2 protein-coding genes are annotated in these 1,990 nt (G+C 71.9%); both read right to left on the reverse strand.

Annotated features, from left to right (window positions below):
* A partial coding sequence (locus tag AC1DYX_RS30670; RefSeq protein ID WP_477265930.1) for a VWA domain-containing protein occupies window positions 1-855 on the reverse strand: 855 nt, incomplete at its 3' end.
* The coding region (locus AC1DYX_RS30675) for a DUF5682 family protein (RefSeq protein WP_477265932.1) at window positions 845-1,990 on the reverse strand (1,146 nt) is incomplete at its 5' end. The genes AC1DYX_RS30675 and AC1DYX_RS30670, both read right to left, overlap by 11 nt.

A 1,990-nucleotide genomic window follows, 5' to 3' on the forward strand; every position in this document is an offset into this window, starting at 1 on the left:
CTGCGGCCGTGTGACCAGGCCCTGGCAATAGGCGAGCGCACGGTTGATGTCGGTGCCGCCGCCCAGCTGCGTGCCGAACAGCACCTCGACGGGATCGTGCAGCAGCGGCGTCAGGTCGACGACGGCCGTATCGAACACGACCACCGACGTCGTCACCGTCTTGATGCTGGCGAGGACCGCCGCGAACACGCTCGCGTACACGACGGACGGCGCCATCGATCCGCTCTGGTCCACGCACAGCACGATGTCGCGCAGCGAGCGCCCGCGCCGGCCGAAGCCGATGCGCGTCTCCGGGATGATCGTCTGGTAGTCCGGCTGGTAGTGCCGCAGGTTGGCGCGGATGGTGCGCATCCAGTCGATGTCCTGGTGGCGCGGCCGCCGGTTGCGCGCGGCGCGGTTCAGGCTCCCGGACACCGCCTGGCGCATCGGCGCGGCCAGTTTCTTTTCCAGTTCCTCGACGACTTTCGCGACGACGGCGCGGGCCGTCGCGCGCGTCTTGTTCGGCAGGACGCGGTTCAGGCTCAACAGCGTGGCGACGAGGTGCACGTCCGGCTCGACGGCCGCCAGCATCTCCGGCTCGCACAGCATTTGCTGCAGGCCCAGGCGGTCGAACGCATCCTTCTGCATCACCTGCACGACGCTGGACGGGAAGTACTGGCGGATGTCGCCCAGCCAGCGTGCCACGCGCGGCGCCGAGCCCCCCAGGCTACCGCTGCGCGTATCGGGGCCGGCGCCGTACAAGGCGTCCAGCGCATCGTCGATGGCGGCATCGGCCGCGCCCAGCGTGAGAGATTCGTTCGCATCCTGGCCCAGCACGAGGCGCCAGCGGCGCGAGGCTTCTTTTTCACTCGACATCGACGTGCTCCTTTTCCGGCCGCGTGCCGAACAGCGTGTGCAGGATGGGCAGCACGCGCCGCGCCCGATCCATATCGACGGCCGTCGCGGCGACGGTGTCGACGGCCGCGCCGCCCGCGTGCGCGGCGCGTTCGCCCAGCGCGCGCCGCTCCGGTGGGCTGAACGTGGCGACCGTGCGCCGCAGCAGCGGCAGCAGTTCCGTGAACACGTCGCCCGGCTGCGCGAGCAGCCAGCCGTTCACGATGTGCCACAACGGGTCGCTGTGCGCGAGCAGTGCGCCGCTCCCCTGTAAAAAACCTTCGAGCCAGTGCGCGGTGACGAGCGGCGGCACGGTCGGCGAGCAGCGCAGGCCCAGCTGGCGCGCGGCGCGCTCGCTGTCCCAGCGTCCCTGCTCGGTGAGGATGCGCCCGCAGCGGCCCGCCAGCAGCGGGTGCGACAGGTCGCTCGTGGCGCCCGCCTCCAGTGCCTCGAACCAGGCCGCCGCATGGGTCTCGTTCTGCAGCAGGCGCACGGCCTGGTCGGCCGCGATGATCTGGCCGAGCAGCGCTGCCGCCGCATCGTCCGCGACGCCGCGCAAGCCGTACGGCAGCGCGATGCACGCACGGGCCACGAGGCCGTCGACGACGCTCCCCAGCGCCTGCGTATCGACATTGCGCGCGCTGCCGTAGCGCAGCACGTTGACGAGCGACGGCAGCGCCGCCAGCAGCGGCCCGAGGTCGGGCGTCAAGGTGCCCACTTCCTGGATGCGCGCCATCAGCGGATCGACGGCCGCGCGCAGGTCGGCCAGCAGGATCGTCTCCATCAGCCGGGTGAGTTCGGGCAGCGTCTGCGCCTGCGCCGCGCGCTCGGCCGCCAGCGCCGTCGCCGCGCTCTCCAGCGTGCCGCCCCAGCGGCTGGCGGCGATCAGGTCGACGGCGAACTCCGGCTCCCATGCGAGCCGCCATTGTTCGTGGAAGGTGCCGGTCCTGCCGCGCACCTCCAGCTGCCGGCCCCACGCCACGTCCAGCAGCGCAAGGCGGTGCAGCAGCACGCTCTTTTCCAGGTGGGCCGGCTGGCGCAGGTCGAGGTCGAGTTCCGTCATGCCGGCGCGTACCGGCATGCGCAGGCGCTTCTGCTGCGCCGCCACGTCCTGCGC

The sequence above is a fragment of the Massilia sp. P2_C2 genome, from assembly GCF_056404615.1.